This window comes from Mangrovibacterium lignilyticum, from assembly GCF_010882175.1.
Classification (GTDB): Bacteria; Bacteroidota; Bacteroidia; order Bacteroidales; family Prolixibacteraceae; genus Mangrovibacterium; species Mangrovibacterium lignilyticum.
This window is the reverse complement of sequence record NZ_WKLH01000001.1, coordinates 1,757,416-1,779,691: the sequence shown is the minus strand read 5'-3', so window position 1 is coordinate 1,779,691 and position 22,276 is coordinate 1,757,416. Positions and strand designations below refer to the sequence as shown.

The following is a 22,276-nucleotide window of genomic DNA, read 5'->3' as shown; positions in this document are numbered from 1 at the left end:
TAACGGATTGAAAAGTTAAACGTCATAGGTAAGATAAGCCTGATTCAACCATTAAAAAACGCACTATGAAAACACCGATGAAACTTAAAATGTACGCGATGACAACGCTGTTTATCACGCTGCTGTCTCTGAATGGATTTGCCAAAGCCGATGAGCCGACTATTACGAAAACCTTTGATATGAATCAACCGGGAACGCTCAACGCCTCCTCGTCGGGTGGCGGGATTGTTGTTCAAACGCACGATCAGCCCACGGTGGTGATCCAGGCCTACGTACGTAAAAACGGGCACCTGTTGTCACCTTCCGACGATGCGCTGGAGGAAATACTGGAAGCGTTCGAGCTGGACTTCTCGAAAAGCGGATCGGTGATCACCGCCGATGTGAAGCGCAAGATGCGGATGAACTTCTGGAATAATATCGGCATCTCATTAACCATTACGCTTCCGCAACAAATGTCGTGTAACGTTTCATCAAGTGGTGGCGGGTTAAAAATCGACGGGGTTGAAGGTGCACACGTGTTCTCGAGCAGTGGCGGTGGCGTGCAGCTGGTTAATGTGAGCGGTACAACCGAAGCGAAGTCGTCGGGTGGCGGCGTGAAAGCGACCAACCAGCATGGTGATGCCCGCTTAAGTTCGAGCGGCGGCGGCGTTACGGTCGATGGAGCACAGGGCAGCGTTTACGCCCGCAGTTCGGGTGGTGGCGTGCACCTGAATGACATTCATGGCGATGCCGATGCTTCGAGCAGTGGCGGAGGTGTAAGCGTTAGCGGCGAAGCAGGCTATGTGAAAGCCAAATCGAGCGGTGGCCCTGTGAAAGTGGACATTCGTAAGCTGACCGGGGAACTGTACCTCGAATCGAGTGGCGGTGGCGTCGATGCGGTGATTCACGGAGGCGACAAGCTTGGCCTCGATCTCGATCTGCGTTCCGATCATGTCCATATCGACCTGTCTAATTTCTCCGGTACTTCCGAAAAGAACCGCGTGAAAGGCAGCATGAACGGTGGCGGTATCCCGGTTTACATGCACGCATCAGGTGGCAATGTGAACGTCAGGTATAATGAATAGTAAATCGTATTCTCTTCCGGTCGCCTTGCGGCAGCCAATCTAAGAACTGGTTCTAATTTATTGCGAAGTAAGCAATTCGTACGTCCGCCATCGGGCTTACAATTGCTTACTTTGCTGTAACAGCTATTGCTTAGTTTATTTCCTGGATAACTGCATCAAACACGTCATTTTGAGTGATATTCGTAAGTTCTTTACCACCCAGGCTATCTAAACCTCCTTCTATCTCGTCGCCAACGTTGACGATTGAACAACCAACGAGTTCGAAAACAGATACAATACTGTCCGTCTGAACTTCATAAAAACCATCTAAACGAGTTTTTTTAACAACACCTTTCATAATTTTTAAATTTAATAAAGTAACAATTTTAGTTTAATGATATTAGAATTAAGATCATCTCTACTTTGGAAGTATATTGATAGTCCAAAGATATGCAAATAAGAAAGTTGATATTCTCGGGAAGGCTTTATTTAAACTTTACTTAACCCACCGGGCGGATGTCGGTTAATAAAACAAAAGTTCACTTTTAAGAGTTACAGATCTGCATATATACAACATAAAAGCAGCGGGAGAACAAGCGATAGTGTCAGGGCGGGGCAGCCGCCCCGACACTATCTGATTTAAAAAGACGCCCGTCATTGCGATTCGGCCATAGCCGGAGAAGCAAGCTCTTCGAATACGGCAAGCTGTCGGGTGAACGGAGAAGCAAGCTCTTCAGGAGACCGGAGGGTAGTCAACGAGCTTGCTAAGGGCCAGAGGGGATTGCGGGTGTCCCAATCCCTTGTTGGATAGCGTATTGTTTCCCTGAAATTTGTTTCGTAATTTATAACAAGTAAAAAACGATCTCATGAAAAGGAAAGTAAGAGCACTTTTGGTTGCGATTTGCCTGCCGGTTCTGCTGTGCGGGCAATCAGAGTTCGACACAAGCAATCTCTTTGATGAGCCGTCGGGACCTCCGAGAAAAGCGTTTACTTTATTTTTATCGGCCGGTCATTTGGGCATTAACGATCCCTATCAGTCGACTTATGCCGGTGGCATAAAGATCCGGATGTTTCTGGGTGAACGTTTCAGCTTCGATTCCGGCTTTTTGTTTGGCAAGGATCATGGTCAGTTTGGTATAGGAACACTGGGAATACCCATCTGGTTGCTGGGTATGAGTTTCGTGGTCGAAGATAAAGAAACATTAACCGAGTTTTTGCTTATGGGAGCTCTAATGCTCATGTCGGCCGAGCATATGGCTTATCATATTCCGGCCAGCAGTCGGATGACTATTTCCCCGTATGTCAGTTTTTTAAGGTTTAAGCAGTTATCGGTATACGACGAATCGGTCAACTCCGATGACTTTCAAAGTCCGGTTTGTTTTAGCGTCGGCCTCGAGATCAATAACTACTTCAAACGCTTTGTGGTGTCTCCGTTCGTCGACTACAACATTGCCTACTCCGGCGATGCCAGAGGGGTCAATTTCGGCATCAACCTGGGGTATCATTTCCCTTCCAGGCGTTAATCGAATTCGCGAGCAGTTGAAGCCCCTTCAACGGGCGGATCCTTTCGTACAGTCGCAACGAGCAATTGCTTTGGCTTATAAAAAACAGCCCGTCAGGGCGATTCGGCAGCAGCCCGATAAGCAAGCTTCTTTAAATGTCCCAATCAATTAAGCGGACAGTGCAGCCTGTCCGGCAGGCGGGGAGTGGGTTAAAAAAAGAGGCTGTCCCAAAAGTAGATTCCAGTTTCTGTCTACTTACAAATTGTTAGTACCGAAAAAACTTACTGAACTTTTTGGACAGCCTCTTGCTGGCTTAGGGGACTATTGCTGTAATTCGGTTACCCCAGGGCCCTGTTTTGCCGTTGCGGTTTACCCAGCGGGCAAAGGCGTAAACGGTGTTTCCCCGTTGTTCCGGATTAAAAACAAGTTCCTGATGCGAACGCGATACAAAGTAGTGCGATTGACACTCTTCGATGGTGAAGGGAGGCTCGCCGCCGATTTTACAGGCCAGTTCACAAAAAGCGACACCCACGGGTTTCCGGTGCGAACTGCTCATAATCGATGTCGTATAGTTCACATGCAAGGTCGACACATCCTCCGAACTCAGGTTAACAGCGGGAGAAACCGTAGGAGCATCATAACCGGTGCGGCCACCAATGTGTACTTCGCTAATATGCAGGGTATCCCGGTCTTCGGCCGAGATGGCATCATTGTAGAGGAGGTAACGATTATAGATGCTATAGATCGTTGTCTCGAGGGTCGCCCAGGCATCGTTGCGGGCAACGGTCAACGCCGGACTTTGTGTCTGGCTGTTGCCCGATACCTCATACCTGTTTTCATAGGTATTGCTCTGCCCCGTCACTGTGGCTACCACGACTTCGGGGACACTCCATGCCAGGGCTTTTTCGGCCAGCAACTGCACCAGTGTCCGTTGAAAGCTGAACTGCTCAGCAAGCATCCGGGGGATTGCAAAAGAATATTTTATCATGATCAAATTTTCTTGGAATCAGATAAGTTTATTTCGTATCAATTACGCCGGATTAACCGGAGTAATTTGCCGGGAGAAGAGAAAAGCGGAATTCGGGTTGGGGCGATGTGGCGCCCCGGTTTGTAAGGATTAAGCAATCCGAAAAGCGGGACTCATAAATGCAGGGGCCAGCGATGCTCTGTATCGTTGGTGCTGATCCGGACGATAGCAATAGCCGGAACGCATATTCCCCTTTTTTGAGTTATCAAATTTTGTACTGACGGAACTAAGCCGAAGCAAGCATAAGCATCGTTTTGAAGCAGCCCAAGGCACACTGCCAATTTGGCTGCCCATTGGTAAGCCCGTTGCTTGCCGAAGCAGTTCACTATTTGGTGTAAGATATTGTTATATAGGGCTATAGGGTTTATTTGGCTTGTTCTGGGCATGTTGCAACAGTACAGATGCGTCACGGAACAAGCTTGCAACGTCACGAAACAGTACAGATGCGTCACGGAACAAGCTTGCAACGTCATGAAACAGTACAGATGCGTCACGGAACAAGCTTGCAATGGCACAAAACAGTCCAGTTGCATGACGGAACGCGTTAACAACGTCACACATTTGTACAGATGCGTGACGGAACTGTGCATTTGCACGACGCATCTGTTTTGTTGTGGAACGGAACTGTACAGTTGCGTGACATAACTGTACATTTCCGTTGTGCGTTTCATGGGGCGTAAGGTGTAATTAACCGGTTGGATAGTGGTGTCGAATGGACCGGTGGCATCCTTTGTTAGGGAAGCGGCGCAACCGGTTTGTTTCGCTCCATTGCGGGCATAATAGGTATTAGTATGTTCAGTCGATTGGTTTTTCACGAGTAGAAATAAATTGATAATCAAAGTCCTGTGCAATTCGGAAATAAAATTACAGCGGTTAACTACGAAAGTCAAGTCGCATCTGTACAGTTGCGTACTTAATTTAATGTTCTGGAGCATAATTTTAGAAATCGATAAATACCGAATTGGTACTGAACAGTATTTTAGATTCATTCTGACTTACAAAATGAATTATTTGTTGGTCGGTATTTCGTACCTTGGACAATTCTGTTTGGAAGTTGGTTCCGGATTGATTGCAACGGAAAACTAAAAATAGAATAGGGGGCTATATGTACCAGTACATATAGCCAGACGTTATGCTTAATTAAAAAAAAACGATGAAAAAAGAAATCTACGATACATATAAAGTATTTACTCCTACTCAACCCGCAATAAATACTTTTATTGAAAGGGATATTAAAGTAAATAATCATCTTGTAGATTCTTTGAGAACACCAGGGAAACAAGTAGTAATTTATGGTCATTCAGGTTGTGGAAAATCAACTCTCATTATTAATAAACTAAACCAAGTTTATGAAAATACTATAATTACAAGATGCATGAAAGGAATGACATTTGAAAGTCTCATTCTTGATGCATTTGACCAGTTAGGACGATTTTATTCCGTTGAGACTAAAACAAATGGATTTAAAATTGCACCAGAAATTAATTTAAGCTACAATGATATAAAGGCTTCACTTAAATTAGTCGAGTTAAATAAATCTAAGACAATCACACAAAAAGAATTTGTACCGCCTCAACTTACGCCACAAAGATTAGCTCGTTTTTTTGGAGAGTCTAAATCTTGCTGGGTTTTGGAAGACTTTCATAAAATAAAGGGTGAGGAAAAAACAAGAGCTTCACAAATAATGAAAGTTTTTATGGATATGTCACTTGAATACTCCGACTTAAAATTAATTGCAATTGGTGCAGTAGGGACTGCAAGGCAAGTTGTCGAATATGATAATGAAATGAACAATCGGGTATCGGAAGTATTTGTTCCGTATATGAGCGATGATGAAATTGAATCAATTATTATTAGTGGAGAAAAACTTTTAGACTTACGATTTCCAGAAAAGATTTCAGAAAAGATTGTAACTTATTCTTGTGGTTTGCCCTCGATTTGTCATCAGTTATGTTTAAATATGTGCACTAACAGAAACATATACCAAACGCAAAAAGAGACAACATATTTGAAAATGGGTGACTTTGAAAAAGCAATTGAAAAATTCGCTGACGAAAAATCAGACTCCTTTAAAGCTGATTTTGACAAAGCAATAAAAGTTCCGAATAAATCATTAAGAAATGTTCCGAAAGCTATTATCAAGGCAGCTTTAAAAGTTAATAAAGATGAATTTTCGTTTGATGACATTAAATACCATATTGAATTTAAAGATATTCCCAGCAAAGAAATTGAATCCAAACTAACTCAACTTTGCAGAACCGACAGAGGAGAATTATTAATACATGATGATAATTCGAATCTCTACCGTTTCAATAATTTATTCCTTAAAAATTGGGCGTTAATGCAATTTCGAAAAGAAAAAGAAGATGTCTTAAATATAAGAAACAGAACAGACCAAAAAGTTATTGATAGACTTTTAGAAATTATTGAAAAGGATATCACTGATGAATATGACGTTTATATTGAAGAACTATAAAAAACTAAGCATAACAATTAAGCGTTCGGCCAGTGCGCAGCACAGTGGCTGAACGCGGTGTTGACGTGAACCTTGTCCGGCCACTGACGGAACCGGGATTAATAGCCAAAACAAGTATTATGGGTTTTTCGCTTTGGAATAAGATATCGGGCTAGACCTCAGCAGTCGGGCTTTTTCATCGAATGACTGATATTAGAAGAGCCGGATGACGGGAGACTGTCAAGTCCGGTTCTGTGAGAGGCTTAGGGTGAAACTCCCCTTGCCTACTCGATCACTCAACGTTAGGTGCAACCATTGGAATGAGAGATTGCAAATTGATAAGTAAAAAAATAAAGATTCGATTATGACGAAATATCTATTTATAATATTGGTTATTTCTCAATTCTCGGTTTATGGACAACCTTTCATAAAAGAAAAAGTTATCAATTACGAAGATGTAATAGAGGAATTAAAATCAACAAAGAATATTAAAAGCTTAGAAAATAAATATGATTACACAGCACTTCTGTTACTCGACTCGACACAAATTAAATTGATTGAAAAAACTGGATATCAATACATCAATGATTTTAGAAATTTTTCACTAGGACTTGCACTTTCAAAACAAACTTTGGGGTTTGTGACAGATAAAATAAATATCAAAGAAATATTCCTAGACAAAAACACCATACAAAGGATTCTTGATTGTACTAAAAGTTATGATAGCCCTGACCTAAAAATGACAGAAATTAATTACCCAGTATATATTAAGGAGAATACCGCAATTTTTGAGACATCAGGACCAACATGGTCTGACACCTATTTTGCAAGACTTGAAAATGGAATTCTTCAAATAAACTGGCTTGGGGGAATAATTGAATAATAAATGGCAGCACCTTACAACAATGTACATATTGCAGGGCGGGGTTCTGTGGTACGCCAACTGCGCCTGCCTGGCTGCGCAGTCAGACAGGGATTCACGCATCGCAGTTCCGTGTCCTTCGGACAGAAACGCTCTCCGAAATCCCTCCGCTCGCGCCGATTTGTAATCGGTGTGCAATTCGATAGAATTGAAATGAACTTGTCGGTCTATGGCCGGGGTATGGATTATAAATCTGTACCAGCGATACCAAAATGAACCACTATTAAACTAATTATAGAGAATAAATTTTTAAATCATGAAAAAACCATTGTTACTTACATTATTAACCTTTGTTTCACTTTTAACTTTACAAGCTCAAAGCGTGGATAAGGAAAAGATTAGTTATACTTATTTGCGTAACCCCATTGAGAAACTTGATGCTTCAATAAAAAAATATGACGTAGAAGTAGATATATTATGGATACAACGCGAACAAGATAAACTGGACGAATATGAAATGGAGCTGGCCAAAGCTGAAGAAGAGTATCAGGCTGCGATGGAGACCTACAACAATAAGTCTCTGGGAAAAGTATTGGCTGAACGTGCATTGATTGGAGAAGGTAAAAAGCCGGAGAAACGTCCTGTTAAAAAGCCTGAAACATTAGCTATTCCAGAGCTTAGCATTTTAGAGTCGAAAATCTCGTTAGATGGATATGATAAAGGGAATGACGATGCGGTTTTAGTAAAAGTAACCTATAAAGAAATTGCTTGCAGTGCACCTATTGATGCCCCCAAAGAGAAGAACGGAGAGAACTATAAATTACGTAAAGTTAAGGTTCAACAGCCTGTAGAAGTATCGCTTATGACTTCAGATGGAAATGTTCTGTTTACTGAAGTAATAAAAAAGTCGAATTACGAACACGAAATTCTGGCTCCACAGGGAATTAAAGATTCGGAATGGGATAACTATGTTAAAAATACCTGGCCTGCTTATTTCAATTCGCAGTTAAGTGCTTATTTAGAGACTTTGGCAACGGAAGTAAACAACCTTATTAATTATAAGTTTGGCTACTCGAATGTAAAGCGCTATACCGAGATTTATAAAGGTGATGGCAAAAAATATTCATATGATTCACACCTTTTAACCTTAAGAAAAGCTCAGCGGGCATATGAAGCGCTACTGACAGATAAGCAGGAATCAGTTAATCAATTGAGAGAGTCGATAGAAGAATGGAATCAGGAATTAAATGAAGCAGATCCATCCGATAAAAAAGCCAGAATAAACAGTGAGGTTGAACAAGCCTTATTAATAAACATTATCGAAGCGCATATATTGACGGGGAATTACAATGAGGCTACTGATATTTGTGATAGATTAGAGCTAATGCCTGATGCAAAGAAAAAATATTTAAGAGAGGTAGAGAATTTGAGAGATTTTATAAAAGATGAGAAGTTAAGAAATAGCTAAAAGGAAAATACGTTGCATAAGTAATGGCAGGTTTTATGGCATATTCCGGTGTTCTGTAACGCCTTTGCTTTTTGTAACTTAGCAAAAAGTACGCCGCAATCTGCCACTACTTATACAATTTACCGTCAGACTGCCGTTACCAAAACATTTAAAACAAGAATATGAAAGCATGGAATTTTAAAGTAAACAGCAATCCTCAGGAGATTGCTAAGAAACTGGATGCTGCATTGGGAGCTGTCGGTGGATTTGTTTTTAAAATGCATCCCGGAGCAAACGATTCTGTAACATTTAAAGTGCGTAAACGGAGTTTGAATTATCTGAATTTTATAAGAGAAAATCAGATTATTGTAAGCGGGCAGCTGGCAGAAACAGACGCTGACAATGAAACCGGCGTAGAAATCGCTTTCACGCAGCACTTTTTAACCATATTGTATGTGTCTGTTTTTGTCGTTTTGGGTCTATTGTCAATAATCGCAGGAATAAGTCGCGGTTCAGCCATGTATGTATATGGCGGAATATTATTAGCGGTAGGAATTGGATTGTGGATTGATGTACAAAAGAATTCGAAAAAGAATATTCAAAAATATAAGGCATTGATTGCTGAGCTTTTAGAGATTAAAAAGTAAACGACGTTTGGTAACAAGCTGCACCAAAAAGCAGGAATCCGTTAACAGGCATGCTTACAGTCATCTTGATAGTCGCTTGCTCGGATGTCGGACCGGGCAAGCTGATGGATTGGAGAACAACTTTGCCCATGCTTCGCTAAGGAAGCTGAATAAAGTCGGGGATGCACTCGCAGCCTCGCAGCTCACCTTTCTCAAACTTCGCAATCATTTCGCCGGCAATGCTGGTGTTGTTGGGGTGGTTTGGCAGCTTGCCCCGCGAAAACCAACCGGCTTCAACAATCTCCTTATTATCGATAACGATCGGCTGCCGGTCGTCTGCTTCAGCAACAAAGCCAACCATCAACGAACCGGACATCGGCCAGGGTTGACTCTTGTAATAGCGCAGCTTGGTGATCTCCAGACCAACTTCCTCTTTAATCTCGCGCCGAACAGCCTGCTCCAGCGTTTCACCCACATCAACATAACCGGCAACGAGTGCAAACCGGTTGTTGGTGAAACTGGCGTTACGTGCCAGGAGGATTTTATCGTCGCACAGGATTGCCGTGATGACCGCCGGCGATATCTTCGGGAAAACCACGTTTTTACAGGAAGGGCACGCTAAAGCCCGTTCGTCTGTTTTGTGCTGCATCGGCGATCCGCATTTACCGCAGAACTTGTTTTGGGCGTACCAGCTCTTCAGCTGAAAGGCTGCCAGTGCGGCCCACGCAACGTCGGGCTGATCGATGGCCCGCATGAAGTTCATGTCTTTGAAGTCAAAATCGACGGAATTTGTTGCAGGCTTTTCGGCAATCAAAAAGCAGGAAGCATCGTCGATGGTAAACAGGAAAGTCGCTGTTTGAATGGTAAGGGTGGGGAAGTCCTTCTTCTGAGGAATCAGAAACTGGTCGCCTTCAACCTTTACTAACAATTCATTACCCTGGAAATGAAATAGCCAATCGCCTTCGTTCACCGTTTGGTTGGCGAGGTATTGGTTGTCGAACCGGTGGGGAAAGATATCCTGTATCATTGGTGTTTGTTTCTTGCGTTTAACCCGAATTGTCGGGCAAAGTTAATCATCCGGCGGTGCAAAGCTGCGCACAATCGCCAATCAGCCCGGCCATTTAAACAAGACTTCAGAAACAAGGCGTTTCAACCGGCGATTCGTTGCCTGGAACCGGGAATAAACAGACCGCTTCGGTAACAATAACGCAACATAGACGCAATTCGGCGGCAATTGCAAAGCTTGCGCAGGATGATTCGTATCTTTGTGGTTCACCGGAGATTTGAGATGAGCAGAGGAAAGATTGTGGATATGACCCAAGGGCCCATTACGCCACAAATAATCAATTACATCGTACCGCTTATTATCGGCAATTTGTGTGTGTTGACCTACAACATGGCCGATTCGATCATTGTTGGGCGTTATGTCGGGGCCGATGCGCTTGCAGCACTGGGAGCGGCAAGCCCGGTGATGAACATCATGCTTTTCCTGATGGTCGGCATCTGCCTGGGCATGTCGATCCTGATGGGGCACTTTTTCGGTGCCGGCGATATTCCCAAGCTGAAACGGGAGATCTCCACCTCGCTGATTGCCGGAGGGATTTTCACCCTGCTTGTGGTGGCGGTTGGTTTTTTCTTTTCGCACGCGATTCTTCGGATCATGCGTACCCCCGCGAAGATTTTGGATGATGCAACAAGCTATCTGCAGATCATCTTTGGGGGTTTGGTGTTTTCCTTCATTTATAACATTTACGCTTCCACCTTGCGGAGCATGGGGAACTCCCGGGTGTCGCTCTATTTCCTGATTATCTCGGCGGTATTGAATATTGTCATGGATATTCTCTTTGTTGCTGTTTGGCATTTGGGCATTAAAGGGGCGGCCGTTGCAACAGTGATTGCCGAATTCCTGTCGGCGGTTTTCTGTATGGTTTATGTGCATCAAAAGTTCCCGATGCTAAGCTTTGGCCGGCGCGAGTTTGTGTTCGACGTGGGACTGTTTCGACAAACCGTTAGCTACAGTGCAACGGCGGCCATGCAGCAGATAACGCTTCAGATTGGGAAGTTTTTAATTCAGGGAGCTGTTAACCCGCTGGGCGTGTATACCATTGGGGCTTTTAATGCGGTCACCCGTATCGACGATGTGATCATGGTGGTGCAGCAGAATATTGGTCATGGCACCACCGGCTTTATGGCTCAAAACCATGGAGCGGGTAAGGCCGACCGGATGCGGAAGGGATTTATCACGGGCTTGAAGATGGTGCTGATTTACACCGCGCTGTTGATGGTTGTTGTATTTGCATTCGCGCCCAACCTGGTTGGTGCTTTCGTAACCGATAAAGACCCGCAGCTTGTCGGACCGGGCGTGGAATACCTGGAGATCATGGCTTTCCTGTATTTACTGCCGGGGCTAACCAACCTTCTTCAGGGGTATTTCCGGGGAGTAGGGCGGTTAAAGATTACCCTGAACGCTACCTTGTCGCAAATGACCGGCCGGGTTATCGCGGCTTATATTGTGGCGCAGTACTGGGGCTTAAGAGGAATCGCGCTGGCTTGCCTGTTTGGCTGGATCTGTATGCTGGCTTACGAAATGCCGGTCTTCATTAAATCGTGGCGACGACTGACCGCCCTGTCTAACTAAGCGATCGACCGTTGGGATTTTCGTAATTCTACCTTCTTTTTATCTTTGGGGCAACCTAAATCATTATTCCGTGAAGTATATATATTTTCTGGTGGTTCTGGCACTGGTGGCTTCGGCTTGCAGTCAGCCCGAAAGAACCAACGTAACCTTAGTGCCTTATCCGGCACAGTTAAAAACAGGCAAAGGGCAGTTCAAGCTGAATCCCGGCACACAGTTCGTTGTCAACGACAACGGCAAGTTTGGAAACGAAGTTGACTTTCTGCAGGCGCTCATGCGGCGGGCTTTGGGGCAGGAACTTTCTGAAGACAAAGGCGGAAGCTCGATTGAGGTGCTGCAGTCGGATACCTTTTCGGTTCCCGAGTCGTATGCGATCCAAATCACTTCGGGGAAGATTCTCCTGGCTGCAGGCGATTCAACCGGAATGTTTTATGCCATGGAAACGCTGCGTCAGCTCCTTCCTCCCTCGGTTGAGGCGGGCGAGAGCGCTGCCGAATTCGCGTTGCCGGCCTTAAGCATTTACGATAAGCCCCGATTTGAATGGCGGGGGATGCACCTGGATGTGTCGCGCCACTTCTTTTCGATTGATTACCTCGAGCGTTATATCGACCGGCTGGCTTTGTATAAACTGAATAAGCTGCACCTGCATTTAACCGATGACCAGGGCTGGCGGATGGAGATTAAAACGTATCCCGGGCTGACAGCGCAAGGTGCCTGGCGAAGATTCAACGGGCAGGATTCTGTTTGTATTGCAAAGTCGAAGGAAGACAGTATTTATGCGCTTGATCCCGCTCATATTGAGATGCGCGACGGCATTCCGTATTACGGCGGTTTTTATACGCAGGATCAGTTGCGCGAACTGGTAAGGTATGCGCAGGAGCGGCATGTAGAGATTATTCCTGAAATTGACATGCCCGGCCACATGATGGCAGCTATCGACGTTTTTCCAAGTCTGGCGACAACAGGCAAAGCAGCCTGGGGCAACGTCTTTTCAACGCCGCTGAACCCGGTGAGTGAGGACACTTACACCTTTGTTGAAAATGTTTTGAATGAGGTCGTGGACATTTTCCCGTCGAAATACATTCATATTGGTGCCGACGAGGTGGAGAAGATCAGCTGGGAAGAATCGCAGGCTTGCCGCATGTTTATGATTGAACACGGTATTACGGACTACAACCATCTGCAAGGCTACTTTGTCGGACGGGTGGCGAAATTCCTGCAAGCTAAAGGGAAGGAAGTGGTGGTTTGGGATGATGCGCTGGAAGGTGGCATCGATTCAAGCCTGCATGTGATGTACTGGCGCAACTGGGTGGCCAATGTTCCCGAAAATGTGGTGAATAACGGCAATGATCTGATTCTGGCACCTGGTGATCCTTTGTATTTCTCGCGTCCTGATACCCGTTTGTTTAGCGTGTATAACATGAAGCTGTACGGCCCGAAGTTCCCGCTCGATAAAGTTGATCAGATCAAGGGGCTGCAAGCTTGCGTTTGGGCGGAGACGGTTCCGTCGGAGATGGTTGCTGATCAGCTGATTTTTCCCCGCGCATTGGCTTTGGCCGAACGCGCCTGGACTGACAGCAGCCGGTTGAACTGGGATGACTTCAAAGTTCGGGTGAGTGAGCAGCTGAAGCGGCTGGCCAGCATGGGGGTGAACTATTACTACAAGCCGACAGCTGAGCTGTTAACATTTATGGATGTGGACACGATTCAACACCAAATCGGGATCACTTTCGAAAGTGAAATCAGCCAGCCAACGATTTATTATACCACCGACGGTTCGTTGCCCACAACGGAATCGCATCTGTACACCGGGCAGTTTTTTGTAACCGGGAGTGCAGCCATTTGTGCAGCTGTCTTTAAAGATGGTCAATTAACCGAGCCGGTGCTGCACAAACAAGTCGACTACCACAAAGCGCTTGGCAAGCCGGTGAGCTATCAGCTGCCATGGAATACGGCCTACCCGGCCGGCGATGCCGGAGCGTTGACCGATGGTCTTCGGGGTGGCGACAGTTACAACGATGGTCTATGGCAGGGCTTCACCAATGATCTGGATGTAACGGTTGATCTCGGTAAAACGGAGACGCTGAACGCGTTTTCGGCAACCTTTATGCAACTAGCCGGTCCGGGGGTGTTTATGCCCGATTACGTGGAAGTTGCGCTGTCGGAAGACGGGTTGAACTTCAAAAGTGTGTTGCACATCGAGAATGATATCTCGGCGGAGAACAAGGAGCAGGTCTTTAAGAATTTCGAGGGATCATTACAGGGCGAAAAAGCCCGCTATGTGAAAGTCTTTGCGCGCAACGGCAAAAAAGCTTTTCTGTTTACCGACGAGTTGGTGATCAACTAGCCCTTGTTTTTGGGTCAATTGCAGTGGTTGGTATCCTTTTAATTGTCGGCTAGCGCGTATCGGTTGATTTTGTAATTAGACGGGATTAAGCTTTTTATTTTTATGATTAAGTCTAACTTTGATAGTCATTTACCTTTTCCCGTCATTACAAAAACCGAAACAATGAAACGATCTCAAGCAATTAAACTGATACCAACCTTGTGGATTGCCTTTGCCATCCTTTGTTCCTGTTCAAATCAGCCCAGGCAAGTTTACCAAAGCTACCCGGCTAATGGTGGAGCCGGGATCAGTCCCGATACCCATTTGAAGCTTACCTTCAACAGTATTCCGGAGGCTGGCGAAAGCGGCATGATTCGCGTTTATGATTGGGAGACGGATGAGTTGGTTGACTCGCTGGACTTAAGCATTCCATCGGGCCCGACCGAACCGTGGAAAAACCCGGAGGCTGATTATGCAGCGGTGCCTTACGACTACAAATCGGGTAAGTTTACCAATGCCAACACGAAGCCCGGAACACCGTCGGGAACAGCTTTGCCAACGCCGGATGATTACCAGTTGACGATCATCGGTGGTTTTACCGATGGCTTTCATTTTTACCCCATCATCGTACACGATTCGACAGCAACCATCTACCTGCATCACAATTTGCTTGAATACGACAGACGCTATTACGTGTTGATGGATAGCACAGTCATTCAGACGGTGGATCACGAATTCAAAGGGATTTACGATAAGTCGGTGTGGAGTTTCACCACACGGGAGCACGAACCTGACCTTGCTGCAAAACGATTGGTGGTGGATGATCAGGGCGATGGTGATTTCAATACACTGCAGGGAGCATTGGATGTTATTCCTGACAACAGCGAGGATACCATCACCATTTTTATCCGGAATGGTTTGTATGAAGAGTTGATCTATTTCCGGAATAAAACCAACTTGATTATCCAGGGTGAAAGCCGGGACAGGGTGACTGTACAATATGCCAACAGCGAGGTGTTCAATCCTCATCCGTGGAATGTGAAGACAAACGAGTGGCCGGGAACCTTCCCTTCGCGCAGAGCTGCCTTTGCGATAGACAACTGCTCGAACATTCAGCTTCAGGATCTAACCGTGAAAACCTTACTGGAGGGACAGGCTGAAGGTTTGCTGATCAACGGCGACAAGATCCAGCTGCGAAACGTGCACATCGTCGGATCGGGCGATGCCTTGCAGACCAATGGTCCGGCTTACTTCGAAAATATAAAGATTGATGGTGGCGGTGATATGATTTTGGGTCGTGGTCCGGCTTTCTTTAAAGACTGTGACTTTTATTCTCCCGGTCCGTTTATGTGGATTCGCAATACGGATGCCAATCATGGGAACGTATTTGTGAATTGCCTGTTTCACGGCACTCGTGAAGGCGGAAGTGTTTTTGCCCGGGCGCCAACTAACCAGGGAATTTATTCTTATCCATACAGTGAGGCTGTTTTAATCAATTGCGCGATCGATCGCATTCGGCCGGAAGGCTGGGGGCCGGTTGGCGAAGAGACAAAAGACCTGCATTACTGGGAATACAACAGCACCACTATCAGCGACGGTGAACCGGCCGATGTTTCTCAACGGGCTGATTTCTCGAAACAGCTGACGATGCCCGGCGATGAAGAGTTAATCAGGGAGTACATGAAGCCATCCTTTGTGCTGGGTGGCTGGGAGCCTGTTCCGATGCGTTAGCGACATCCATTATTTTCAAAGCGAACACGGAGTCCGCGAGAACGGCCGTTGATTCCCGGTTTACGAATTAACAATAGCTTCACTCTTCGGCAGTATTCAGCTAAGACAGATCAGTTACATTTGCGCAAATTTGAATAGATGGAGCGCAATAAACTGAAAGGGCATGCTGCGATGATTGCAGCGAATATTGCTTGGGGACTGATGGCTCCTTTGTCGAAAATGGCGATGGGTGACCCGGCGGTTAACTCGTGGATGCTGGTCTCGTTCCGGGTGATTGGTGCTGCTCTGGCATTTTGGCTCATCTCTTTGTTTCTGAAGCGCGAACGAGTGCCGAAGGCTGATCTGATTTTGATGGCTGTTGCAGCCTTGCTCGGGATCATCATGAACCAGGGAGTATTTATTCTCGGAGTATCGCTCACCTCGCCGATCAATGCATCCATCGTAACGACCACCTTGCCGATCGTCACCATGATTATTGCAGCGATGTACCTGAAAGAACCAATTACCTGGGTGAAGTTTGCCGGCATTGTTGTCGGTGCGTCGGGTGCCTTACTGTTGATCCTCAGCAGTACTGCGGCCGGTGGTGAGGGTAACAGCAATCAAAGCCTGATGGGTATTGGTCTGTGTTTGTTCTCTCAGGTTTCTTATGCCACCTATTTTGTCCTGTTCAAGAATTTGATCAGCCGTTATCATCCCTTTACGCTGATGAAGTGGATGTTCTTGTTCTCCGCCATTATTTATTTGCCGTTCAACCTGCCCCAGATTCTGGCAACTGACTTTAGCGCCGTTCCAACCAATATTCTGTACGATATAGCCTTTGTTGTTTTTGGAGGTACCTTCTTCGCTTACCTCATGATTCCCATTGGGCAGAAGTTCCTGCGGCCAACAGTGGCTACCATGTACAACAATGTGCAACCCGTGGTGGCTTCTTTTGCCGCTGTTTTTTGGCAGCTCGATACCTTTGGCTGGCGCAAGTTGATGGCGATTATGCTCGTGTTTTGTGGTGTTTACATTGTCACGAAAAGTAAAGCGCGAGATGAAAACGCGAAAACAGAACCGGATGTGCGACCTGCTCCAGTACCAATAAGAAGGGCTTTCGGCAGATTTAGAAACTAACTGTCCGGTCAGTCGGGAGTGGTTATTGCGTTCTTATAAAACGATTTACCAACTCGCTTTGGAAACCCTGTTTTTACCACTTCAGCCCCTAATTAATAGGGGTAACTCTGTTAATTTTTCACCAATTAAGCGGACTTCCTGTGTTTTGCCCTGCCAATATTCGATAGATTTTGATATCTTCAAGACGGACAACTCTAAAAGCGCTTTGCGTTTTCTATTTTCAAATCGATTCAACTTTTGAATCTCAAATTGTTACCACAGTCATGAATCTATCGTATCTCAATCATCTTGAGCCTTTTTTGAAGCAAATTCAGCCGATGGAGTTAATACCCACCGGCGCCACTCCGTCTTATGCTCGGGATGAAAGTATCAAAGCCGTTATTTTCGATATCTACGGAACCCTGATTATTTCAGCTTCCGGCGATATTATGCAAGCCGGTTATGATGCTTCTATGTTTAAGCGCTCCCTGGATGCTGCCGGCTTCGAAATTCGGGTTCCCGATGCCGGACTGATGACCATTCATTCACTCTTTGAAGAAGAAGTAACCAACGGGAAGGATGAAGCGAAGGCTTCCGGAATACCTTTCCCGGAACTTAATATTGTTGAAATTTGGCGGAAAACCTTAGGCCGGGCCGAAGACCGTGGTCTGATCAAAGGAATGGATCATGCCGATTTACGGCTGTTTACCTTCATTTTCGAACTAAGCAGTAACCAGGTGTGGCCAATGCCAAATATGACCGAAACCATTGATGGCCTGAAGCAAAAAGGCTATCCCTTGGGAATTGTTTCCAACGCCCAGTTTTACACGCCGGTGATGATGAATTATTTCTTTGGCGGGAAAATTCACGGCGAAGAATTTTTAGATGGTTTCGAACGCGATCTCTCAATCTTTAGCTATAAAATGTTGAAGGGGAAACCTGACACAGCAGTTTATGAAGCTTTGGTTGAGCCATTGGCAAAAAGAGGCCTTCAACCACAGGACGTGCTTTATGTGGGGAATGATATGCTGAAAGATATTTACGCGGCTCAGCAAGTGGGATTCAAAACTTGTTTTTATGCCGGCGATATGCGTGCTTACCGCTTGAGGAAAGACCATCCTCAAGCCTCAAAAATCAAACCTGACTATATCATTACAGAGCTTGGTCAGCTGCTTGAGATAGTATAAACTTAAACCTTAGAATAAACCGATATGGGCGATTTTCATCAAAACGGAAGTATTACCACCTTACACAATCTGAATTATTCAAGTCTTGAATATTTGGAAAAGAAGTTGGTGAAGTTTGCAAAGAAACGGAACATGGGGTTGATTATCCCTGCACTTTATACAGAACTCGAAAAACCGGCACTGCAACATATTGTCGACACCTTAAAGGAAGTGCCTTATTTAACTGAAATCACGATTGGTCTGGATCAGGCGAACAAGAAGCAATACCAGCATGCCAAAGCGTATTTTGCTGACTTGAGTACGGAGAAATGTCGTTGCCGGGTGCTTTGGAACGATGGTCCCCGGATGATGAAACTGCGCAAGATGTTTGAAGAAAAAATGATCTACATCGGCGATCCCGGAAAAGGACGGAATGTTTGGCTTTGTTTTGGTTATATGATTGCCTCGGGGCGTTCGGAAGCCATTGCCCTGCACGATGCTGATGTGATTACCTACAATCGCGAGTTGCTGTCCCGCCTGCTGTATCCGGTAGCCGATCCGACTTTCAACTATAAATTTTGTAAGGGGTTTTACTACCGTTCGGATGGGGTGAAACTGAATGGACGGGTAACCCGTCTGATGGTAACTCCGTTAATCCGCTCCTTGAAAAAGGTCTTCCCGGCAAATGATTACCTCGATTTTCTGGATCATTTCCGATACATTTTGGCTGGCGAGTTTTCGATGCGTGCTGATATTATGAAAACGGTTCGTATTCCGTCCGACTGGGGACTGGAGGTTGGCATCCTTTCGGAAGTACAACGGAATAATGCGATCAACCGGATTTGCCAGGTTGAAATTGCCGATGCTTACGACCATAAACACCAGGAAGAGTCGAATAATGACCCGACCCGTGGTTTGTCGAAAATGAGTTTCGACATTGCGCGAAGTATTTTTGCCAAGCTGGCAACCCAGGGATCAGTCTTCAGCAAAGGAGTTATCAGAACCGTTAAAGCGGTCTATTTGCGTACCGCACTCGATATGGTGGAGCAATACGCAGCTGATGCATCGATAAACGGACTGGGGATGGATCGTCACAAAGAAGAACAATCGGTTGATATGTTTGCACAAAATATTTACCGGGCAGGGATCGATTTTCTGGATAACCCTGATTTGATCCCGTTCATCCCTTCGTGGAAACGGGTGATTGATGCTATCCCGGATGTGTTGGAGCAGTTTAATGAGATTGTGGAGTTGGATAATAGTGAAGTTTAGAACTTAGATATTAGCCAAAAACATTAGAAGTAAGTTTTGAAGCTCGTAGCTTGAACTCATTTATTCGGTAGTCTTTTGAACTACTTGGGCCCTCTATTCGTAATTTGAAACTTTGAATTTGAAACAATGGACATTCGCACCAAATCGAAAATACGGAACCGGTTGAACCGGATTTACAAGAAAACACTCACGGAAGATTGGATAGACGAGCTGTGTGAGTTTATCGATGAACGTAAGAATAAAACACCGCGTAACCGTCCGGGCTGGGATGAAAAACAGGTTTTTCTGATTACCTACGGCGATGTCATAAAGCAGAAGGGCGAAGCTCCTTTGAAAACCTTGCACCGTTTTGCGTTAGACCGGTTGAAAGGGATGATCTCAACCATTCATATTCTGCCTTTCTTTCCGTACAGTAGCGACGACGGTTTTTCCGTCGAGGACTTTTATGCTGTGAATCCGGAGCTGGGCGGATGGGATGATATTGAAAAGCTCGAGGAAGATTTTATTCTGATGGCCGATTTGGTAGCCAATCACGCCAGTAGTATTGGTGTGTGGTTTAGGCAGTTCAAAGAAGGAAAGGCTCCGGGCAAAGATTATTTCTTTGTTCCACCGGTTGATTTCGATGTTTCGAATGTGATCCGCCCGCGAAGCAGCCCTTTGCTGACTCCGGTAGAAACAGCTCAAGGTCCTAAGGAGGTGTGGACAACCTTTAGCTCCGATCAGGTCGATCTGGATTATGCCAATCCGGAATTGCTGAAAGAAATGCTGAATGTGTTTCTTTTCTATATGGAAAAAGGGATTCGGGTGGTACGGCTCGATGCGATTGCTTTTTTGTGGAAAGCATCGGGAACATCCTGCATGCACGAGCATGAAACTCATGAGATCGTCAGTCTGTTTCGCGATGTGATGGATTATTGTTATCCGGGAGCTTTGCTGCTAACGGAAACGAACGTTCCACATCGCGAGAATATTACTTATTTCGGTTTGGGTGACGAGGCTCACCTCATTTATCAATTTGCCCTTCCGCCACTTATTTTGCACGCACTGCATACCGGGAATGGATCGTATTTGACCCATTGGGCAAAAGAGTTAAGCGACCCCCGAAGAGGAACAACTTATCTTAATTTCACCTCATCGCACGATGGGATTGGTGTTCGTCCGCTTGAAGGCATTATGCCCGATGACGAAAAATTGCCGATGATTGAGAAGCTGAAAGAATTTGGAGCTCGTGTCACCACCCGCCAACTGGGTGATAAGCATGTGCCGTACGAAATAAATGTTACTTACTTTGATGCGCTGAAGGGGACAAAAGAAGGTATTGATGAATACCAGGTGAAGCGTTTCTTGCTCTCCCAAACCATCATGCTTTCGTTGCAGGGAGTGCCGGCTTTTTACTTTTTAAATTTATTTGGTCTTCCGAACGATTATGAAGGATTGAAAGAAACCGGTGTTAATCGCTCCATCAACCGGCGCAAATTTACCCTGGAAGAGATCAACAGCCTGTTGGAGGATTATCCGCAGCATTCAGCAATTCTGGCTGAACTGAATAAACGAACCGGCATTCGTCGCAACATGATCGCTTTCTCTCCCGAGACCCAGCAATTGGTTATCGATTTGGGCAATGAATTCTTCTGTGTTTTGCGGAAAACAGTTCATATGGAAGACTCGGTGGTTTGCCTGTACAACCTGACCAATCAGAAGCAATCTGTGATGTTGCCTGCCGGACTGATGGAATTTTGCCGCGACGTGCTGACCTGGGAGCTTTTAAATCCCGATTCGATTGAATTGAAACCTTACCAAAGTTTGTGGTTACGTACCCGTTTTATGCTTTAAACTGAAGAACTATGAAAGTATTAATCGCCCCTGATTCATTTAAAGATTGTTTGGATGCGGCCAGCGTGTCGCGCCACCTTGCTGAAGGAATACATCGTGTTCTTCCCGATGCTGAAATCAACTCCATTCCGGTTGCTGATGGTGGTGAAGGCTTTGTGCAAACCATGCTTTCAGCTTTGGGTGGCGAACGAGTCGATCTTCAGGTTTTCGATCCGCTACGGAGGCCGGTGCTGGCTTTTTACGGCATTTTACCGGATGGAACAGCTGTTATTGAAATGGCTGCTGCGTCGGGGATTGAGTTGCTGAGAAGAGAGGAGCGAAATCCGTTGCTGACAACGACTTATGGCACCGGTCAGCTAATGGCTGATGCGATGAAAAAAGGGTGTTCCAAAATTATTATTGGCATTGGCGGAAGTGCGACTAACGATGGAGGGATGGGAATGGCCCGTGCCTTGGGCTTTCGTTTCCCGGATAAAAACGGTGATAAGGTTTCCTGGGGAGGTGGTTCGTTACATTTGATTACACAAATCGATTCCAGTGATGTGAATCCTTTGTTGGCAAAAACGGAGATTCTTGTTGCCTGCGATGTGAATAATCCGCTGACAGGACCGCTCGGCGCTTCAGCCGTTTACGGTCCGCAGAAAGGTGCTACGCCTGAAGTGGTTGAGGAGCTGGACAAAAATCTGGCGCATTTTGCGGCAGTCATTCAACGGGATCTGAATATCGATGTGCTGACTTTGCCCGGGAGTGGTGCTGCCGGAGGCCTGGGTGCCGGATTGGTGGCTTTTGCCGGTGGTCGGTTACAGGCCGGCTTCGACATTGTGAAAGAACAGACCAAGTTGGAAACTGCTGTTATGGCCGCAGATATAGTATTGACAGGTGAAGGGAAAATGGACGGGCAGACGAAGCAGGGAAAAACGCCTTGGGGAGTGGCACAATTAGCTAAAAAGCACGGCAAGCCACTTATTGCATTTGCGGGTTTCCTGGGCGATGGCTATCGCGAGTTGTACGATGAAGGGTTTACCTCCATTTTCGCGTTACCCAACGGACCGGCATCGCTTGATTCCTGTATTACCAATGCTCCTGAATTGCTCGCCGATACAGCAGAACAGGTGTTTCGGGTACTGCTGGCCGCGAACAGCTGAGAGGAGAATGTTATAAGATTTGGCGATTGGTGCCAAATTCTTAGACACAATTTGTCAAAATATTTTACATCTAGCTTATTGCTTCATTTTTTTAACTTGCAGGAATCTAGT

The 22,276-nt window shown here is 45.5% G+C and carries 17 protein-coding genes; 14 read left to right on the top strand and 3 right to left on the bottom strand.

The features are described from left to right. Window positions 1-65: 65 nt before the first annotated feature. Window positions 66-1,064, top strand: coding sequence for a DUF4097 family beta strand repeat-containing protein (locus tag GJV22_RS07115; protein WP_163710737.1), 999 nt, complete (start codon window positions 66-68; stop codon window positions 1,062-1,064). A gap of 130 nt (window positions 1,065-1,194) precedes the next feature. Here the strand turns inward: GJV22_RS07115 and GJV22_RS07110 are convergent, their stop codons facing one another. Further along, window positions 1,195-1,401, bottom strand: coding sequence for a hypothetical protein (locus tag GJV22_RS07110; RefSeq protein ID WP_163710734.1), 207 nt, complete (start codon window positions 1,399-1,401; stop codon window positions 1,195-1,197). 508 nt (window positions 1,402-1,909) lie between these two features. Between GJV22_RS07110 and GJV22_RS07105 the strand changes: the two genes are divergently transcribed. Continuing rightward, entirely contained in the window at window positions 1,910-2,566 is a 657-nt protein-coding gene (locus GJV22_RS07105) for a hypothetical protein (RefSeq protein WP_163710731.1), read from the top strand. A gap of 292 nt (window positions 2,567-2,858) precedes the next feature. On the opposite strand, the gene GJV22_RS07100 is transcribed toward GJV22_RS07105, so the two are convergent. After that, window positions 2,859-3,533 (bottom strand): hypothetical protein, encoded by a 675-nt coding sequence (locus GJV22_RS07100; RefSeq protein WP_163710729.1) that lies wholly within the window; start codon window positions 3,531-3,533, stop codon window positions 2,859-2,861. Between the two features lie 1,192 nt (window positions 3,534-4,725). Between GJV22_RS07100 and GJV22_RS07095 the strand changes: the two genes are divergently transcribed. The 4 genes from GJV22_RS07095 (at window position 4,726) to GJV22_RS07080 (ending at window position 8,983) form a co-directional block, all read left to right on the top strand. After that, window positions 4,726-6,048 carry a P-loop NTPase family protein gene (locus tag GJV22_RS07095; protein WP_163710726.1) on the top strand — a complete coding sequence of 441 codons (1,323 nt, stop codon included), beginning with the start codon at window positions 4,726-4,728 and terminating at the stop codon, window positions 6,046-6,048. A 343-nt stretch (window positions 6,049-6,391) separates the two neighbouring features. Further along, window positions 6,392-6,910 carry a hypothetical protein gene (locus GJV22_RS07090; RefSeq protein WP_163710724.1) on the top strand — a complete coding sequence of 173 codons (519 nt, stop codon included), beginning with the start codon at window positions 6,392-6,394 and terminating at the stop codon, window positions 6,908-6,910. A gap of 295 nt (window positions 6,911-7,205) precedes the next feature. Next, entirely contained in the window at window positions 7,206-8,357 is a 1,152-nt protein-coding gene (locus GJV22_RS07085) for a hypothetical protein (protein WP_163710721.1), read from the top strand. Between the two features lie 161 nt (window positions 8,358-8,518). Beyond that, a complete protein-coding gene (locus GJV22_RS07080) occupies window positions 8,519-8,983 on the top strand; it encodes a DUF423 domain-containing protein (RefSeq protein ID WP_163710718.1) in 465 nt (154 codons plus the stop codon). A gap of 136 nt (window positions 8,984-9,119) precedes the next feature. On the opposite strand, the gene nudC is transcribed toward GJV22_RS07080, so the two are convergent. Beyond that, window positions 9,120-9,989 carry an NAD(+) diphosphatase gene (gene nudC, locus GJV22_RS07075; RefSeq protein WP_163710715.1) on the bottom strand — a complete coding sequence of 290 codons (870 nt, stop codon included), beginning with the start codon at window positions 9,987-9,989 and terminating at the stop codon, window positions 9,120-9,122. Between the two features lie 225 nt (window positions 9,990-10,214). On the opposite strand from nudC, the gene GJV22_RS07070 reads away from it, so the two are divergent. From GJV22_RS07070 to GJV22_RS07035, 8 genes are all read left to right on the top strand, one after another. Further along, window positions 10,215-11,600: an MATE family efflux transporter gene (locus tag GJV22_RS07070; RefSeq protein WP_205461761.1), complete on the top strand. Its 1,386-nt coding sequence runs from the start codon at window positions 10,215-10,217 to the stop codon at window positions 11,598-11,600. A 70-nt stretch (window positions 11,601-11,670) separates the two neighbouring features. Next, a complete protein-coding gene (locus GJV22_RS07065; RefSeq protein ID WP_163710712.1) occupies window positions 11,671-13,944 on the top strand; it encodes a glycoside hydrolase family 20 protein in 2,274 nt (757 codons plus the stop codon). Window positions 13,945-14,106: 162 nt separating this feature from the next. Then, on the top strand, window positions 14,107-15,654 hold the full coding sequence (locus GJV22_RS07060) for a pectinesterase family protein (RefSeq protein ID WP_163710710.1): 1,548 nt from the start codon (window positions 14,107-14,109) through the stop codon (window positions 15,652-15,654). Window positions 15,655-15,792: 138 nt separating this feature from the next. Next, the gene (locus GJV22_RS07055; RefSeq protein ID WP_163710707.1) at window positions 15,793-16,770 is read left to right on the top strand and encodes a DMT family transporter; all 978 of its coding nucleotides are present in this window, start codon (window positions 15,793-15,795) and stop codon (window positions 16,768-16,770) included. Window positions 16,771-17,033: 263 nt separating this feature from the next. Continuing rightward, entirely contained in the window at window positions 17,034-17,936 is a 903-nt protein-coding gene (locus GJV22_RS07050; protein ID WP_163710703.1) for an HAD family hydrolase, read from the top strand. A 24-nt stretch (window positions 17,937-17,960) separates the two neighbouring features. After that, complete coding sequence (locus GJV22_RS07045; RefSeq protein ID WP_163710700.1) at window positions 17,961-19,187, top strand: glycosyltransferase family protein; 1,227 nt, start codon at window positions 17,961-17,963, stop codon at window positions 19,185-19,187. 126 nt (window positions 19,188-19,313) lie between these two features. Next, on the top strand, window positions 19,314-21,020 hold the full coding sequence (locus GJV22_RS07040) for a sugar phosphorylase (protein WP_163710697.1): 1,707 nt from the start codon (window positions 19,314-19,316) through the stop codon (window positions 21,018-21,020). A gap of 11 nt (window positions 21,021-21,031) precedes the next feature. After that, window positions 21,032-22,165: a glycerate kinase gene (locus GJV22_RS07035; protein WP_163710693.1), complete on the top strand. Its 1,134-nt coding sequence runs from the start codon at window positions 21,032-21,034 to the stop codon at window positions 22,163-22,165. Window positions 22,166-22,276 lie beyond the last annotated feature (111 nt).

Bases quoted from the DNA above. Each gene is read 5' to 3' on its own strand.
- GJV22_RS07115 (WP_163710737.1), top strand. From the start codon at position 66: ATGAAAACACCGATGAAACTTAAAATGTACGCGATGACAACGCTGTTT.
- GJV22_RS07110 (WP_163710734.1), bottom strand. From the start codon at position 1,401: ATGAAAGGTGTTGTTAAAAAAACTCGTTTAGATGGTTTTTATGAAGTT.
- GJV22_RS07105 (WP_163710731.1), top strand. From the start codon at position 1,910: ATGAAAAGGAAAGTAAGAGCACTTTTGGTTGCGATTTGCCTGCCGGTT.
- GJV22_RS07100 (WP_163710729.1), bottom strand. From the start codon at position 3,533: ATGATAAAATATTCTTTTGCAATCCCCCGGATGCTTGCTGAGCAGTTC.
- GJV22_RS07095 (WP_163710726.1), top strand. From the start codon at position 4,726: ATGAAAAAAGAAATCTACGATACATATAAAGTATTTACTCCTACTCAA.
- GJV22_RS07090 (WP_163710724.1), top strand. From the start codon at position 6,392: ATGACGAAATATCTATTTATAATATTGGTTATTTCTCAATTCTCGGTT.
- GJV22_RS07085 (WP_163710721.1), top strand. From the start codon at position 7,206: ATGAAAAAACCATTGTTACTTACATTATTAACCTTTGTTTCACTTTTA.
- GJV22_RS07080 (WP_163710718.1), top strand. From the start codon at position 8,519: ATGAAAGCATGGAATTTTAAAGTAAACAGCAATCCTCAGGAGATTGCT.
- nudC (WP_163710715.1), bottom strand. From the start codon at position 9,989: ATGATACAGGATATCTTTCCCCACCGGTTCGACAACCAATACCTCGCC.
- GJV22_RS07070 (WP_205461761.1), top strand. From the start codon at position 10,215: ATGATTCGTATCTTTGTGGTTCACCGGAGATTTGAGATGAGCAGAGGA.
- GJV22_RS07060 (WP_163710710.1), top strand. From the start codon at position 14,107: ATGAAACGATCTCAAGCAATTAAACTGATACCAACCTTGTGGATTGCC.
- GJV22_RS07055 (WP_163710707.1), top strand. From the start codon at position 15,793: ATGGAGCGCAATAAACTGAAAGGGCATGCTGCGATGATTGCAGCGAAT.
- GJV22_RS07050 (WP_163710703.1), top strand. From the start codon at position 17,034: ATGAATCTATCGTATCTCAATCATCTTGAGCCTTTTTTGAAGCAAATT.
- GJV22_RS07045 (WP_163710700.1), top strand. From the start codon at position 17,961: ATGGGCGATTTTCATCAAAACGGAAGTATTACCACCTTACACAATCTG.
- GJV22_RS07040 (WP_163710697.1), top strand. From the start codon at position 19,314: ATGGACATTCGCACCAAATCGAAAATACGGAACCGGTTGAACCGGATT.
- GJV22_RS07035 (WP_163710693.1), top strand. From the start codon at position 21,032: ATGAAAGTATTAATCGCCCCTGATTCATTTAAAGATTGTTTGGATGCG.